This window comes from Geobacillus sp. 47C-IIb, assembly GCF_014679705.1.
Classification (GTDB): Bacteria; Bacillota; Bacilli; order Bacillales; family Anoxybacillaceae; genus Geobacillus; species Geobacillus thermodenitrificans.
Genome location: NZ_CP061473.1, coordinates 3,188,765 through 3,204,054, shown reverse-complemented (window position 1 = coordinate 3,204,054; position 15,290 = coordinate 3,188,765). Strand labels below are relative to the sequence as shown.

Sequence of the window (15,290 nt, the reverse complement as noted above, 5' to 3'; positions counted from 1 at the left end):
AAAGGCTTGTCTACGCTGCGTCGCGGCATGACGGAAGAGCGAACAGCCCATCTCATAGACTTATCCATTGGTCTCAAACGGCGCTGTTCGGTCTCCCAACAGTTGGTCCAATCATTCCGTAAAAACGGCGAATGGTAAAGCACCAAATGGCATCTATATAGACCGCCCTTCATTTCATGATTTTGAAAAAGGCTAGCGGCGCGCACTAGCCTTTTTCATTTCATTATTTCAACGTTGCAGCAAATTGTTCGTACTCTTTTCGGTTCGTCGGCACTTTCACTTCACCGTTAGCGATTTTTTCTTTCCATTCATCAACCGCTTTTAGCACATCATCCGGAATGTTGTCTTGCGTCGGGGCAATACCGACTCCGTTTTCCGGCAAGCCGTACTCAATCGCTTGACCGCCTGGGAAGTCGCCGGCTTGCGCCCGTTTGGCAACGTCATAAACAGCTACATCGACCCGTTTAACCATCGACGTGAGCGTCACATTGTATGTTTTGTCGCCGATCTTAACCTCGCCTTCCGGAGCTTGGTCTTTATCGACGCCGATGACCCAAATTTCACGGTTCGGATCTTTTTTCTTTAAGTCTTTTGCTTCCGAGAAAACGCCGTTTCCAGTTCCTCCGGCTGCATGGTAAATAATATCAATACCGGAAGCGTACATGCTTGAGGCGATCGCCTTCCCTTTATCCGCTTGGTCAAACGCTCCAGCATATTGCACTTCGACAGTCGCTTTCGGATTGACCGCTTTGACGCCGGCCCGGAATCCGCTTTCGAATTTCTCAATCAACGGAATTTCCATCCCGCCGACAAAGCCGACTTTATTTGTTTTCGTCATCAATCCGGCGACAACACCGACAAGGAACGAGCCTTCGTGCTCTTTAAACGTAATGCTTGCGACATTCGGTGCATCAACGACCGTATCAACAATGGCAAAATGCTTTTTCGGATTTTGCTCGGCCACTTCTTTCATCGCATCGCCCATCAAATAACCGATACCGTAAATCAAGTCAAAGTCGTTGCGCACGAGCTTGTTTAAGTTTGTCGGATAATCGGCATCGCTCGTGGATTGCAAATAGTCATAACCGCCGCGCCCTTTCTCAAGGCCGTTATCTTTACCGAACTTTTGCAATCCTTCCCAAGCCGACTGGTTGAACGATCTGTCGTCAACGCCACCTACGTCCGTGACCATGGCAACGCTGAACGTATCTTCTTTCTTGCCTCCCGCATTGTCTCCTCCTTGGCCGCCACAGGCAGAAAGCAGCGTACCGGCAGCGAACAGAACGGAGAGCGCCCATCCGAATCGCTTTTTCACCATCCATTACCCCCTATTAAAAATTTGTTCCTAAATTAGTATGAAACTTCCGCTCTCTTTCTATGTACCGATTTCACCCCCTTTAAAACCCGAATCGCTTCCTCATTACGTGAAAGCTGAACTTGTCGGAGCGGAAGTAGTTCGTTGAATAAAAAATCGGTTCATCATTTTTGTCAAAATGCATTTGTTTGAGCACGAGCAAGGCTGTTTCTGGATCACATTGCAAAATCGGCGACACTTTCTCATGATAGCCGAGCGGCTCAATGCGCGCGACTGCATAAGCAATATCACGGTGCGCTTGATTGTGCAAGTTTTCAAACAGCGACTCATGCTCATACGAAATGCCTTTTGGCAAATATTTGCACAAAATTTTATCAAGGCAATAGACGACTGGCTCCCCATTGGCCGTACGCACTCGCTCGATGAGCAAAATCTCGTCATCCGGCTGGCATTGAAAGCGGCGCATATCATCTTCCGTCGGCTGTTGGATGGAGGAAGACAAAAAAATCGTCCCCGGTTTGCGCCCAGCTTGACGGATCATGTCGGTCACGCTTGAGAGCTGCTCAATGCCGGATGTAAACAGCGGGCGGGCATTGACAAACGTTCCGACGCCATGACGGCGGATGATGATGTTTTCTTCCTCAAGCACCCGAAGCGCCTCCCGCAACGTCGCCCGGCTGACGCCGAGCTGTTTGGCGAGCTCAAACTCAGATGGCAATTTTTGCCGCTCTTTGTATACCCCAGTTTCAATATCGTGTTTAATACGATCAATGACTTGCAAGTAAAGATGGCGGTTGTCTGATTTGATTGACATGACAACGTCCTCCACGTTACGCATTTCCTTTAAGATCAGACCTCTGACATTAGACATATAACCTTTTTGACATTACTATAACATTTTTTACAGACCAAATAAATAGGTGTAATCAAATTTTGTCGAAAAAAAAGAAATATGGTTGGTAGCGCTTCCAATATGATACACCTTTGAGCAGGCAGGTGAAATGAACCTGCCTGCTTCCCTGTTTATGACGTCTTTTTTAAATCTTCTTTTGACCAAAGAACAGCGCGCGGCTTGCTGCCTTCATACGGACCGACAACGCCGCGCTCCTCCATGGCATCGATGAGCCGGGCGGCGCGATTATAACCGATGCGGAAGCGGCGCTGCAACATTGAAACAGAGGCGCTTTGCATTTCCACGACAAGACGGACAGCTTCTTCGTACAGATCATCTTCGACTGCTGAGGAGTTCGCTTCTCCATCTTGGACGATCATTTCCTCATAGTATTGCGCCTGCTGCTGGCCGATGACAAACTGAACAACCTCTTCCACTTCCTGATCGGATACAAACGCTCCTTGGACACGCACTGGTTTTGACGCTCCCATTGGTAAAAATAGCATGTCGCCACGGCCAAGCAATTTTTCCGCTCCGCCCATATCCAAAATGGTGCGTGAATCGATTTGCGACGAGACGCTAAAAGCGATACGAGATGGGATGTTCGCTTTGATGACGCCGGTAATGACATCGACCGATGGGCGTTGAGTGGCAATGATTAAATGGATGCCGGCAGCGCGCGCCATTTGCGCTAAGCGGGTGATCGCTTCTTCGACATCCGAAGACGCCACCATCATCAAATCAGCCAGCTCGTCAATGATGACGACGATATACGGTAAGAGCGGCTGCTGTTCTGGTACCGTTTCGTTCTGTTGGCGAATATGTTCGTTATACCCTTCAATGTTGCGTGTGCCGGTATGGGAAAACAGCTCATAGCGCCGCTCCATTTCTTGGACAACTTTTTTCAGCGCCTGGGCCGCTTTTTTCGCATCGGTGACAACCGGCGTCAACAAATGGGGGATGCCATTATACACGCTTAACTCGACCATTTTCGGGTCAATCATCATCAACTTGACCTCATGTGGCTTCGTGCGCATAAGCAGGCTAACGATAATGCCGTTAATGCAGACGCTTTTGCCGCTGCCAGTGGCGCCAGCGATCAATAAATGCGGCATTTTGTTCAATTCGGCGGCGACGACTTCTCCGGAAATGTCGCGTCCAAGCGGGATTAAGAGCTTGGCCTCAGGCCGCGTATGTTCGACGGCTTCCAACACTTCGCGCAGCGACACGGTGGCGATTTCTTCGTTCGGCACCTCAATACCGATCGCAGATTTGCCGGGAATCGGTGCTTCAATGCGAATATCTTTCGCCGCTAGAGCGAGCGCCAGATCATCGCTTAAGTTGACGATTTTACTCACTTTCACCCCGACATCTGGGTATACTTCGTATTTCGTCACGGCCGGGCCAAGATGCACTTGCGTCACTTTCGCCTTAACACCGAAGCTTTGGAACGTTTTCTCTAATTTGCGCGCATTGGCGTAAATGTTGGCATGATCGGCCGATTGCCCGGCCGGTTTCGGCAGGCGAAGAAGTTCAAGCGGCGGCAAATCATAGTTGGTGTTTTCATGCTCGGAAAACGCCAACGGTGGCGTCGATGCATCCCCGTTTCCGCCGTCATCGCCTTCAGTTGGCGGCTGCTTTTCTTCTTCGAGCTCGACTGCCGACCGGACAGCGGCAAAATCGGATATGATCGGCGGTGGGGAAAGGAGCTCGTCCTCCGGTTCAGCGGTGCCGGCTTCGGCAGGCTCATCTTCCTGCTGGGCAGCCGCCTTGTCCTGCAGCTTGCGTCGTTTCCGTCCGTTATTAGCCCGCCTTTTTCGTCCCGTCACCCATTGCTTCATATCCTCAACAAACGCTAACCATTCTTGGCGCAGAAACGTTGCTACTAAGACGATCAGTCTGCCAGCCGTCTCACGCAACGATTTTCCGGTCAGCACGATGAAGCCGACGACGAACAAAATGAAGCAAATCCATTTCGTCCCGAGCGCATCAAACAGCTGATAGCTGGCGGCAAACAACAACGCGCCGACCATCCCGCCCCCTAAATCGATAGCGGTCTCCTTGCCGTTTGCTTCGTTCCAAAACAGTTCCCATGTCGTGCGAATAACGCTTGGATCGAGTTCACCGCGCCGCGACATGAGTTCAAACAACTTGCCATGGCTTAATAACAAAAACGCCGCAGCAATAATCGAAGCACCAACAAACGGTCGGCTCGCCCATGACGGCCACTCCCGTTTCCATATCAAGATGAACGATAAAATGAATAAACCGCCTACTAATAGCATGTACCATTCGCCGAAAAAAAAGCGGCTGATCAACACAAGCGTTTCGCCGACGAGCCCGAGGCGAGCCATCGCAACAACAGCAACGGTCAATAGCCCAAGGCCGATCAGTTCAAAGCGAATCGCCTCCGCCCACGGCTGCTTCCTTGACGGCTTTCCCCTTTTTTTTCGCTTTCGTTTCGCCATCATCGCTCACTCCAGCATGAATGAATTGGCAAGCTGGAAAAAAGCAGCCAACAATGGCTGCTTTTTTCTGCTTCCCTATTATTATATCATGAACCGCTGAACAATTCATTACGATGTTGCCGCGGAAATCGGAAACCGCGCTCCGGGTGCATATTTGGCGTTTAAAAAGTGGTAGGGGTTTGTGCTTAAATTTTGCACGATTTCATATTCACCATTTTCCACGATTTGGACAAGAAACGGAATGCCGTCATAATAGACCATTTTTTTCTTTTCATATTCGGCCGCATCCACTGGGAACAACAAATGTTCGGGCATGACCGTATATAAAATCATTGGATCATCTTCCCTTCGCCCCCTTTTTTCATCTCGATCAACTGCCGCAGCTTCGCCATTGCCTGCGACACGCCGCCGACTTCATCGATCAGCCCATACTGGACGGCGTCAGGCCCGATAACGTTCGTTCCGATATCACGCGTTAAATTTCCTTTCGAAAACATGAGCTCTTTAAATTTTTCTTCGCTAATATTGGAATGTTTCGTCACGAAACGGACAACACGCTCTTGCATTTTATCCAAATACTCGAACGTTTGCGGCACACCGATGACAAGCCCGGTTAGACGAATCGGATGAATCGTCATCGTGGCTGTCTCGGTGATAAATGAGTAATTGCACGACACGGCGATCGGCACGCCGATCGAATGGCCGCCGCCAAGCACAACGGAAACGGTCGGTTTCGAGAGAGAAGCGAGCATTTCCGCGATGGCGAGCCCGGCCTCGACATCGCCGCCGACCGTGTTTAAAATGACGAGCAGCCCCTCAATTTTCGGATTTTGCTCAATGGCGACGATTTGTGGAATGACATGTTCATATTTTGTCGTCTTATTTTGCGGGGGCAACTGAACATGGCCTTCTATTTGGCCGACGATCGTCAAACAGTGGATGTTCGTATCCGGCTCCATTTGTGGGATATTCGTTTGCCCAAGCTGGGTAATGGCCGCGGTAGCTTCGTCCGTTTTCGTTTCTGCATTTTCTTCCGTCTCTGCTTGGAAGTAACGCTCCTTCTCCATCCTTATTCTTCTCCTTTCTGTTGGTCATACGTTTAGTATGGCCGAAAGGAAAAGAAAAATGCCGGCAACGGCCAACCGTTTCCAGCATTTCCCCCGTGGACTTTGAGCATGATTGCATTATACTTCCATAATAATAGGTAAAATCATCGGTTTTCGCTTCGTTTTTTCAAATAAAAACTGGCTTAACGCCTCGCGAATGTTCGCCTTTAATGACGACCATTCAAGCATGTACGACTCAAGGCAACGTTCAATGATCGCCGCTACCATTTGTTCCGCTTCCTCAAGCAGCGTTTCGGCCTCGCGCATGTAAACGAAGCCGCGTGAAATGATCTGCGGACCGGCCGCAATCGTTTTCGCTTCTTTGTTGAGCGTGACGACCGCGATTAAAATGCCGTCCTGTGACAATAGGCGCCGGTCGCGCAACACGATGTTGCCGACATCGCCGATGCCAAGACCGTCAATTAAAATGTTGCCGTACGGCACTTTGCCGCCAGGGCGGGCAGTTCCGCTTCGGAATTCGATCACTTCGCCTTTATCGAGCAAAAACGTCCGCTCTTCCGAGATGCCGACTGCTTTCGCCAAGCGTGCGTGCGCCTTTTGCATTCGATACTCCCCGTGCACCGGAATGAAATATTTCGGCTTCATTAAATTGAGCATTAACTTTAATTCTTCCTGGCAACCGTGTCCGGACACGTGCACTTGCCGATCGCGGTAAATCACATTCGCCCCGGCGCGGTACAAAGCGTCGATCGTTTTGGCGAACCCAAGTTCATAGCCCGGCATGACAGAAGCAGCAACGATGACGGTGTCTCCTTCCTTGATGTTCACCTGTTTATTGGTCTGTCGTGCCATGCGCCAAAGCGCACTTATCGGCTCGCCATGCCCGCCGGTCGTTAAAATGATGAGTTCTTGATCGCGATAACGGTCGAGGTCATGAGCGGAGATCGTCACCTTGTCCGGAAGGTGCAAATAACCAAGGCGCACCGCGATATCCATCACTTTATGCAGCGTTTTGCCGATCACCGCCACTTTGCGCCCGTATTGGTGGGCGGCATAAAGCACTTGCTGGATGCGCATAATGTTCGAGGCGTAGCAGGCGACGAACACACGTCCCTTCGCATGGCCGATCACATCGGCAATTTCATGGGCGACCACCGCGTCAGAACCACTGTATCCAGGGCGCTCAGCATTCGTGCTGTCCGAAAGCAAGCATAGCACCCCTTGTTCGCCGATCTGTGCCATTTTCCCCAAGTCAGCGCGGCTGTTTCCGTACGGTGTTTGGTCAAATTTAAAATCACTCGTGTACACAATCGCCCCTTGCGATGTATGCAGGCTTATGCCGACGGAATCGGGGATGCTGTGGATCGTGCGGAAAAACGTCACTTTCGCCTTGTCAAACGATAATTCGGCATCGGGGTGAATTTCGTTCAGATTGGCGTTCGTGATGCCTTGTTCTTTTAAAATCGCTTCTGCCAAACCGAGCGTCAACTTCGTACCGTATACTGGCGCAGACAGCTGCTTGAGCACATAGGCGATCGCTCCCATATGTTCCTCATGCCCATGGGTGAGAAAAATCGCCTGAATGCGATGTTGCCGTTCAATTAAATACGTAATGTCCGGAATCACCTTGTCGATGCCAAGCATTTCATCTTCCGGATACATGACCCCGGCATCAAGGACGAAAATGTCCTCGTCTAATTCAACGACATACATGTTTTTGCCGATTTCTCCGACTCCCCCAAGGGCAAAAATACGTATTTTCTCTACCGGCTTTATTTTTGATTTCAAGGCTGCGTCCTCCCAATCATGATGCTAACCCGCTCAAAGTCACTTGCCTTTATTATAACGAATCGGCGCTGAAAAACACAAGATTGTTATAATCGGGCAGACGATTTTGCCACGAAGGCAAAAAAACGCCCCAACGCGCAAACAGCAGCGTTGGGGGTGAGCTGTTCCTACAGTGTCGATGTTATGACAACGCACTGAGCAGACGGCTGAGCTCGCTCCGTTCTTGCTCAGTGAGCGGAACGAGCGGAAGACGCACCGGACCGACATCCAATCCGCGCAACTGAAGCGCAGTTTTCACCGGCACCGGACTTGGTGCAGCAAACAGCCCTTTCATAAGCGGCACCCATTTCCGGTGCAGCGCCGCCGCTTTTTGGTGATCACCCGCTTGGAAGGCGCGGATCATTTGCTGCATCTCATTTCCGATGATGTGCGAAGCGACCGAGACGACGCCGGCGCCGCCGATCGCCAACACCGGAAGCGTCAAGCTGTCATCTCCACTATACAGCAGGAAATCGTCCGGAGTTTGCTCAATGATTTCCGCCATCGCATCCAAGTTGCCGCCCGCTTCTTTGACAGCGACAATGTTTGGAATCGCAGCGAGCCGAATAACGGTCTCAGGAGCGAGATTGACCGACGTACGTCCCGGCACATTATAAAGCATGACCGGCAGCGACGTACTTTCGGCAATTGCTTTAAAATGCTGATACAGCCCTTCTTGGTTTGGCTTATTATAATACGGCGCAACGAGCATGACGGCGTCAACCCCCGTCTCTTCTGCCCGCTTCGTCAGTTCGATCGACGCGCGCGTATCGTTCGTTCCCGTCCCGGCAATGACCGGCACACGGCCGTTGACGACATTAACGACGTGACGGAACAACGCGACTTTTTCCTCTGCCGTTAAGGTCGGCGATTCGCCGGTCGTGCCGGCGACAACGAGCGCATCAGTGCCGTTATCGAGCAAATAGTTGACGAGCTCCGTCGTTTTCGCTAAATCGAGATTTCCTTTCCGGTCAAATGGTGTCACCATCGCCGTTACAATGTTTCCGAACTGAGCCACTGTTTTCACTCCTCGTTCCAAATCGCTTCATATCCGCCTTCCTCAGACAGACAAAAGGCGTCATGCAAGGCGTTAACCGCTTTTTCCATATCATCCTGTTTCACAAGCACCCAAATCGTCGTATGGCTGTCAGCCGACTGCAAAATTTGAATGCCTTGTTCCGATAAAGCAGTGACGATTTTCGCCGTCACCCCCGGCACGCCAGCAATGCCAGCACCGACAACCGACACTTTGGCACAGCGAGGCGTCACCGCCGGCTCATAACCAACACGACGCAAAGCAGCAATCGCTTTTTCTGTCATGTCGCCGCTCACTGTGTAAACGACGCCGTATGGCGAAATGTTAATAAAGTCGACGCTGATCCCTTCGCGAGCCATCGCTTGGAACACATCAGACTGCAGTTCATAGTGTCCCTCTTTCGCCAGCACTTTAATTTGCGTGACATTGGCGACATATGCAATGCCCGTGACAAGCCGCTCCTTCACATCACTTCCTTTTTGACCACGAACCGATGAAGTGACAAGCGTTCCAGGCGCATCGGAATACGTCGAACGAACGCGCAACGGCACTTTCGCTTGCATAGCGATTTCCACTGCGCGCGGATGAATGACTTTCGCTCCTTGGTACGCCATATTGCAAATTTCCGTGTATGTGACGACTTCCAGTGGCCGGGCACTTTCGACAATTCGCGGGTCGGCGGTCATAACGCCGTCGACATCGGTAAAAATGTCGACCCACTCGGCATTTAAGGCAGCGCCGAGCGCTGCAGCGGATGTATCGCTTCCACCGCGGCCAAGCGTTGTGATATCGCCGTTTTCTGCCACCCCTTGAAAACCGGCGACGACGATGACATCGTATTGTTCGAGCGCCTCAAGAAGGCGATCGCAGCGCATTTCGAGAATCTTCGCATTCGTATGATCGCCGTTCGTGCGGAATCCGGCTTGCGCGCCGGTAAACGCCGTCGCCTTAATGCCGTGTTCATTCAGCAAATTGCTAAATACGACGCTCGAAATGATTTCCCCGCACGCCATTAACATATCTTGTTCGCGCTTGGTCACATGATGGCCGGTGCCGCCGATCAAGTGAAGAAGCGTATCGGTCGCGTACGGATCGCCATTACGGCCCATGGCCGAGACGACAACGACGACTTTGTAGCCGTCTTCAAGCGCCTTTTCAATATGGCGGCGTGCCAAGTTCCGTCCGCGCTCATCGCGGACGGACGTGCCGCCAAACTTTTGGACAATGATTTTCATGCTAACACCCCGATGCTTATTCAAATCAGCCCAAGCTTCAATAAGCTTTCTGCAATTTGTACGGAGTTTGAGGCTGCTCCTTTTAATAGATTGTCAGCAACGATCCATAGATGGAAAGCACGGCTATTGTCCAAGTCGCGGCGGATGCGGCCGACAAAGACGTCATACTTTCCGACGCAATCCGCCGGCATCGGATACAACTGCTCGTTCGGGTCATCTTGCAACACGACGCCCGGTGCCTCGCTCAGTACCGACTGCAGATCGGCAGCGGTGACGCCGTCTTGTTCGATTTCGACGTACACCGATTCCGAGTGGCCGCTCGCCACCGGGATGCGTACGCACGTTGCTGCGACTTTTAGCTCAGGCATATGCATAATTTTTTTCGTTTCATTAATCATTTTCATCTCTTCAAATGTAAAGCCATTGTCTTGAAATTTATCGATTTGCGGAATGGCGTTGAATGCAATTTGGTAATGTTTCCGATCCGATTTCACTGGCAAAATATTAGCTTCAACCGGCTTATTTTCGAGCACGGCTTTCGTCTGTGCATGCAACTCCTCGATAGCCTGCGCTCCAGCCCCAGAAACAGCTTGGTACGTCGAGACAATGACGCGCTCTAAGCCGAACGCTTTCCGGATCGGCTCTAGCGCCACGACCATTTGAATCGTCGAGCAGTTCGGATTGGCAATGATGCCGTTATGCCATGTCAAGTCGCTTTCATTTACTTCTGGGACGACAAGCGGCACCTTTTCGTCCATCCGAAATGCGCTCGTATTGTCGATAACGATCGCCCCACGCCGAACCGCTTCCGGCGCCAATGCTTTCGATACTGACCCGCCGGCGCTGAATAAGGCGATATCCACCCCGTCGAAACGCTCCGGTGTTGCCACTTGCACCTCAATTTCCTCGCCGCGGAAGCGCATTTTTTTGCCTGCCGAACGTTCCGATGATAACAGCGTTAATTTTCCGACCGGAAAGTTCCGGTCTTCAAGCGTCCGCACCATTTGTTGCCCAACTGCCCCCGTTGCTCCGACAACAGCAACATGATATTGTTTTTGAGTCATCAGCCATTCTCCTTCCACATCGTCACTGTTAAAAGTGAATTCATAATTTTTATTTTATCACATTCCACTGCGGACGAGAGAAAATTTTTGAGTGCGGTGCCGATTTTCCGCGAATGTCCTTTAATCGTTGTAACGAAACCGCTCGATCACGACCGGCTGCAGCTGTTTCCCTTCGAGGGCGGCGAGCACCGTATCACGAAGGAGCGGCATGTGCGCCACCATCGAGTTCGGCTTCGCGTGCGGAGCGTCTTGACCGAACGGAATGAAATAAATATTTTTCGCCGCCATCAGCCGCATCAAGTTGACACCATTTAAACCGAGCGCATCGTTTGTCGAAATGCCGAGCACAACCGGGCGGTGGTTGCGCATTGTCGCCTTGGCGGCCATCAGCACTGGGGAATCGGTCATGGCGTTCGCCAGTTTGCTCATCGAATTGCCAGTCAGTGGGGCGATGACCATGCAATCAAGTGGAAGTTTCGGCCCGAGCGGTTCAGCTTTGACAATCGTGTCAATCACCTCGTTCCCGGTCAATTGCTCGAGTTTTTTCACCCATTCTTCCCCTTCGCCAAAACGAGTGTTTGTCGTCTTTACCGTATAGGTAACAATTGGAAGAACCTCCGCCCCTTCTTTGACGAGTTTTTCAATTTCCGGAAACACAGCATCATACGTACAATGCGACCCGGTGAGGCCAAAACCGATTCGCTTCCCTTTTAAGCTATTTCCGCTCATTACTTATTCTCCTCCCGTTTTTGTAAATCTTGATATAACAGCTGCGCGAGAACGTTGGCGATAATTTGCCCGGCCGTTTTCGGCGCTACCACTCCTGGAAGCCCTGGCGCCAAGATGGCTTTGACTCCGCGTTTTTCCGCGTAGCGGAAGTCGGTACCGCCCGGCTTTGACGCCAAATCGATGATCAGCGTATGGGCCGGCATTTTGGCGATAACACTCGCTGTCACGATCAAATGGGGGATGGTGTTAATGCAGATGTCAATATCGCGCACTTCTTTTTCCAAATCGTTCAAGTGAAACGGCACAAGCCCCATTTCTGTAATGCGTGCGAGATGCTCTGACCGGCGCGCCCCGACTTTTACTTTCGCCCCAAGGGCAGCAAATGTCCGAGCAACCGTCATGCCGACGCGCCCCAATCCTAAGACGGCGACGTGTGAACCGTGAATGGTAAAATCAGTATGCTGAATGACCATCATGATCGTTCCTTCAGCGGTCGGAATGGAGTTATAAATGGCGACATCATCGCGCTCAAACAGTTGCACATGCTTGCGCCCTGTCTTTCTCACCAAGTCATCTAAATACGAGTTGCTAATGCCGGAGTAGATCGTGCACCGTTTCATGGTCTTTTGCACCATCTCTTCCGTAAACGGAATCGGTTCTTGGGAAAAGACACTGTTTACGTTTCCGTCCAACGTCGTACCGTGGACCGGCAAAATGATCGCATCCAAGTCGGCAAAATCGACTTCATCGATCGGCAGCTTCACTGCCCCAGTAAAATGGTGGGCGAGCTGGTCAAAGCCGACGAGTGATAACTTTGCATCGAGTTCGACAAGTTTGCGGATAACTTCAAGCTGCCGCGCATCACCACCGATAATGGCGACATGCATTCCTGTCAGCATCATGTTGTACGCTCACCTTCTTTTATTAGCAAACTGCTCCGTTTCTTTTCCCATCTTATGTCGGGGAGAAAATATAGGTGAATATCCTTGGCGGGAAAAATGGGCAATATATTCCGTTCCCGGACGGGCGACAGTCATTTTTTTCTGTTTTGTTCCTTACAATAGAAATAAAGACACGAAGAGGGGGAAGCCAGGCGTGAGGCTGAGTGAGTTAAGCGGCAAAGAAATCGTCGATGTGAGGCGGGCAGAGCGGCTCGGGGTGCTCGGGCAGACCGATTTGGAAATCAACGAGCAAACCGGCCAAGTCGAGGCGCTGCTCATTCCGACCGGAAAATGGTTCGGGTTTCGTAAAGAGGGGCAAGAAATTCGCGTGCCGTGGAAATATATCCGCAAAATCGGCGCCGATATGGTGATGATCGACGTACCTGAAGAGGGATGATAGGGGGGCTCGGCCGTACAAAGTGAAAAAGCTAACAACCTCACGAAGGTCGTTAGCTTTTTTTTATGCGCCGATGTTCGCTAGGAACGAAGCGGCTGCGGCAAAACGCCGTCGGGACTGATGAGAGCAAGGGCATAATCTTCCGCGAAAACTGTGCGCGCCAACTCGTTCACTTTTTCGACGGTGACACTTTCGATCTCTTCGATAATTTCATCAAGCGACCGATGGCGGCCGAGAAGAAGCTCGTTTTTGCCATTGCGGCTCATGCGGCTATTTGTGCTTTCAAGTCCGAGCATTAAACTTCCTTTCATTTGCTCTTTGCTGTTATGCAGCTCTTTTTCCGTAATGCCGTCTTCTTTCAAATGGCAAAGCGTCCGTTGGATCGTTTCAAACAAAATGTCGAGCTGACCGCTTCCCGTACCGGCATAAATAGCGAGCAAACCGCTGTCTTGGTAGGCGGAATGGTACGAGAAGACCGAATAGGCCAATCCGCGCTGTTCGCGCACCTCCTGGAACAGCCGGCTGCTCATGCTGCCGCCTAAAATATTGTTTAAAATAAGGAGCGGGTACGCGTCCGGGTGACCGATTGGCAACCCGTTAAATCCGATGCATACGTGCGCTTGCTCGGTGTCTTTTTTGCGCGCAAGTTTTTGCGGTACGAACGACGGCTTTCCGGGGGAGGCCGGCTTATTGGCGGCCGTAAACGAACCGAAATAGCGTTCAATCTCCCCAATAAACCGCTCATCGACATTGCCAGCAACCGAAACAACGACGCGGTCCGGCGTATAATAGTCAGCCATATATTGACGCAGCGTGTCGCCAGTAAACGTGCGCAACGTCTCTTCCGTGCCTAAAATCGGGTAGCCGAGCGGATGGTTCGCATAGCATGCCTTGCCGAGCAAGTCATGGACGATGTCATCTGGCGTATCTTCATACATTTTGATTTCTTCAAGCACGACGTTGCGCTCTTTTTGTAGCTCATCCTCAACAAACGTTGAATGGAAAAACATATCGGCGAGCATTTCTAGCGCCAGCGGTGCGTGTTCATCCAACACTTTCGCGTAATAGCACGTATACTCCTTAGATGTAAAGGCGTTCACTTGTCCGCCGATGCTGTCGAACGCTTCCGCAATATCCCGAGCCGTGCGTGTAGTTGTCCCTTTAAAAAACATGTGTTCCAAAAAATGGGAAATGCCGTTGTTTTGTTCCGTCTCGTTGCGCGAGCCTGTACCGATCCATACGCCAATGGCCACCGAGCGCACGGTCGGAATTTGCTCCAGCACGATTCGTACACCGTTTTTGCACGTATATTTGTTAATCAACTCCATGTTCCTCCTGTTTTTTTGCCAGTCTTTTCTCGTCGAATAAGGCCGTCAAGCTGCCGATGGCGTACCCTTGGCGCTGAATCGAAACGATCAGCTCATCAAGCGCGGCCGCCGTCGGCATCGTTGGATGCATCAAAATCATGGCACCGGGATGGACTTTGGATGTTACCCGTTTCACTATAACAGATGGCGATGGTTTTTGCCAATCTATTGTATCGACACTCCACATAATCGTCTTCATGCGAAGCTTGGCAGCAATTTCGACAACCTCATCACGATAGCTGCCGCCTGGCGGGGCGAACCACTTGCATTTGACCGCGGTCACTGCTTCGATCACTTCATTCGTTTTCTCGAGTTCGCGGCGGATGTCGGCATTGCTAAGCGTTTTTAAATCTTTATGGCTGTAAGAATGGTTGCCGATTTCATGGCCGGCGTCTGCTATCATTTTTGCCATCTCCGGATGATTTTTTACCCATCGTCCTTCCAAAAAGAACGTCGCCTTGACATCGTGCTTTTTCAACGTCTCAAGCATGTCAGGAATATACTCTTCTCCCCAGGCTACATTGATCAAAAACGAGACCATCGGCTTGTCGGGATGACCGCGGTAAATCGGCGCCGGCGGCAAATCGTCCAAATGGATGCGCGGAGACACTTGGCGGAACACGAGTTTTCGCTCATCGAACGTCCCTGTTTTTTTCATGTTTTTATAAGAAGCGTCAATATCGACGGCAAGACCATTGTAACCGGGCGTCGCCTTCCATACTTTATCGATAACCGCATCTTGGGCGGGAATTTCGTATTGCTTTGCTTGTTTGGCAATCGTTTCGTATAACTTATCACGTTCCTTCACAGCCGCTGTTTCTGCGGGGCGCCAACTCTCAATATAGTCGCCGACCGGCGACCAATGGACGACCATCCAGACGGTGAGGAACATGACTGCTAACGCCATATAACGAGCATAACCGTTGTTCACCCTTGTCCCCCCTCTTTTTTA

General features: G+C 51.0%; 14 protein-coding genes. 1 reads left to right on the top strand and 13 read right to left on the bottom strand.

Going from position 1 to position 15,290, the window contains the following annotated elements; all coding sequences use genetic code 11:
• Window positions 1–223 precede the first annotated feature (223 nt).
• The 11 genes from IC804_RS16230 to dpaA all read right to left on the bottom strand — a co-directional run bounded on the left by IC804_RS16230 (window position 224) and on the right by dpaA (window position 12,535).
• Entirely contained in the window at window positions 224–1,318 is a 1,095-nt protein-coding gene (locus IC804_RS16230; protein WP_008878522.1) for a BMP family lipoprotein, read from the bottom strand.
• Window positions 1,319–1,397: 79 nt separating this feature from the next.
• Window positions 1,398–2,129 (bottom strand): GntR family transcriptional regulator, encoded by a 732-nt coding sequence (locus tag IC804_RS16225; RefSeq protein WP_029760491.1) that lies wholly within the window; start codon window positions 2,127–2,129, stop codon window positions 1,398–1,400.
• A 209-nt stretch (window positions 2,130–2,338) separates the two neighbouring features.
• The gene (locus IC804_RS16220) at window positions 2,339–4,675 is read right to left on the bottom strand and encodes an FtsK/SpoIIIE family DNA translocase (protein WP_029760490.1); all 2,337 of its coding nucleotides are present in this window, start codon (window positions 4,673–4,675) and stop codon (window positions 2,339–2,341) included.
• A 108-nt stretch (window positions 4,676–4,783) separates the two neighbouring features.
• Complete coding sequence (locus IC804_RS16215; protein ID WP_008878526.1) at window positions 4,784–5,008, bottom strand: YlzJ-like family protein; 225 nt, start codon at window positions 5,006–5,008, stop codon at window positions 4,784–4,786.
• Window positions 5,005–5,742, bottom strand: a complete 738-nt coding sequence (locus IC804_RS16210) for a ClpP family protease (RefSeq protein WP_008878527.1) — start codon at window positions 5,740–5,742, stop codon at window positions 5,005–5,007. Before IC804_RS16210 ends, IC804_RS16215 begins: the two co-directional genes overlap by 4 nt.
• A gap of 117 nt (window positions 5,743–5,859) precedes the next feature.
• Complete coding sequence (locus tag IC804_RS16205) at window positions 5,860–7,530, bottom strand: ribonuclease J (RefSeq protein ID WP_081157107.1); 1,671 nt, start codon at window positions 7,528–7,530, stop codon at window positions 5,860–5,862.
• Window positions 7,531–7,711: 181 nt separating this feature from the next.
• Complete coding sequence (gene dapA, locus IC804_RS16200) at window positions 7,712–8,587, bottom strand: 4-hydroxy-tetrahydrodipicolinate synthase (protein WP_008878529.1); 876 nt, start codon at window positions 8,585–8,587, stop codon at window positions 7,712–7,714.
• A 5-nt stretch (window positions 8,588–8,592) separates the two neighbouring features.
• Window positions 8,593–9,840 (bottom strand): aspartate kinase, encoded by a 1,248-nt coding sequence (gene dapG / locus IC804_RS16195; RefSeq protein ID WP_011887160.1) that lies wholly within the window; start codon window positions 9,838–9,840, stop codon window positions 8,593–8,595.
• A 20-nt stretch (window positions 9,841–9,860) separates the two neighbouring features.
• Window positions 9,861–10,904 carry an aspartate-semialdehyde dehydrogenase gene (gene asd, locus IC804_RS16190; protein WP_011887159.1) on the bottom strand — a complete coding sequence of 348 codons (1,044 nt, stop codon included), beginning with the start codon at window positions 10,902–10,904 and terminating at the stop codon, window positions 9,861–9,863.
• Between the two features lie 120 nt (window positions 10,905–11,024).
• On the bottom strand, window positions 11,025–11,633 hold the full coding sequence (locus IC804_RS16185) for a dipicolinate synthase subunit B (protein ID WP_008878533.1): 609 nt from the start codon (window positions 11,631–11,633) through the stop codon (window positions 11,025–11,027).
• Entirely contained in the window at window positions 11,633–12,535 is a 903-nt protein-coding gene (dpaA, locus tag IC804_RS16180) for a dipicolinic acid synthetase subunit A (protein ID WP_008878534.1), read from the bottom strand. The genes IC804_RS16185 and dpaA overlap by 1 nt, the downstream gene beginning before the upstream one ends.
• Window positions 12,536–12,728: 193 nt before the next feature.
• Between dpaA and IC804_RS16175 the strand changes: the two genes are divergently transcribed.
• A complete protein-coding gene (locus tag IC804_RS16175) occupies window positions 12,729–12,971 on the top strand; it encodes a YlmC/YmxH family sporulation protein (protein ID WP_011887158.1) in 243 nt (80 codons plus the stop codon).
• Between the two features lie 80 nt (window positions 12,972–13,051).
• Here IC804_RS16175 and IC804_RS16170 read toward each other — a convergent pair whose 3' ends face one another.
• A complete protein-coding gene (locus IC804_RS16170) occupies window positions 13,052–14,299 on the bottom strand; it encodes a M16 family metallopeptidase (protein ID WP_011887157.1) in 1,248 nt (415 codons plus the stop codon).
• Window positions 14,286–15,269, bottom strand: a complete 984-nt coding sequence (locus IC804_RS16165) for a polysaccharide deacetylase family protein (RefSeq protein WP_008878537.1) — start codon at window positions 15,267–15,269, stop codon at window positions 14,286–14,288. Before IC804_RS16165 ends, IC804_RS16170 begins: the two co-directional genes overlap by 14 nt.
• Window positions 15,270–15,290: the final 21 nt, after the last annotated feature.

Coding starts and splice junctions, on each gene's coding strand:
- dapG (WP_011887160.1), bottom strand. CDS start 9,840: ATGAAAATCATTGTCCAAAAGTTTGGCGGCACGTCCGTCCGCGATGAG.
- IC804_RS16170 (WP_011887157.1), bottom strand. CDS start 14,299: ATGGAGTTGATTAACAAATATACGTGCAAAAACGGTGTACGAATCGTG.
- IC804_RS16185 (WP_008878533.1), bottom strand. CDS start 11,633: ATGAGCGGAAATAGCTTAAAAGGGAAGCGAATCGGTTTTGGCCTCACC.
- IC804_RS16220 (WP_029760490.1), bottom strand. CDS start 4,675: ATGGCGAAACGAAAGCGAAAAAAAAGGGGAAAGCCGTCAAGGAAGCAG.
- IC804_RS16215 (WP_008878526.1), bottom strand. CDS start 5,008: ATGATTTTATATACGGTCATGCCCGAACATTTGTTGTTCCCAGTGGAT.
- IC804_RS16230 (WP_008878522.1), bottom strand. CDS start 1,318: ATGGTGAAAAAGCGATTCGGATGGGCGCTCTCCGTTCTGTTCGCTGCC.
- IC804_RS16225 (WP_029760491.1), bottom strand. CDS start 2,129: ATGTCAATCAAATCAGACAACCGCCATCTTTACTTGCAAGTCATTGAT.
- dpaA (WP_008878534.1), bottom strand. CDS start 12,535: ATGATGCTGACAGGAATGCATGTCGCCATTATCGGTGGTGATGCGCGG.
- asd (WP_011887159.1), bottom strand. CDS start 10,904: ATGACTCAAAAACAATATCATGTTGCTGTTGTCGGAGCAACGGGGGCA.
- IC804_RS16210 (WP_008878527.1), bottom strand. CDS start 5,742: ATGGAGAAGGAGCGTTACTTCCAAGCAGAGACGGAAGAAAATGCAGAA.